This window comes from Clostridium sp. CMCC3677 (genome assembly GCF_023845585.1).
Taxonomy (GTDB): Bacteria; Bacillota; Clostridia; order Clostridiales; family Clostridiaceae; genus Clostridium; species Clostridium aquiflavi.
Genome location: NZ_JAMQHS010000093.1, coordinates 1 through 235 on the forward strand (window position 1 = coordinate 1; position 235 = coordinate 235).

General features: G+C 55.3%; 1 protein-coding gene. It reads right to left on the bottom strand.

All coding sequences use genetic code 11. The features are described from left to right. Positions 1–235, bottom strand: a 235-nt coding sequence (locus NG901_RS16845; protein ID WP_252217100.1) for a hypothetical protein, incomplete at both ends; no start/stop codon positions are given.

Sequence of the window (235 nt, forward strand, 5' to 3'; positions counted from 1 at the left end):
GTGTCAGCACGCCATCTTTGACGTAGCGCTGCCACTCCACCTGGTACAGGAAGTCTTCCGTAAAGTGCGGATTACCAAAGAACAGCCAGTTTTTACCTGGCGCTTCGTCGGCGGCGCGTTGCTGCATAAAGGCGCGGAACGGCGCAATACCGGTGCCTGGGCCAATCATAATCACCGGGGTTTCTGGATTGGCTGGCAGGCGGAAGTTATCGTTATGTTCGATAAATACGCGGAC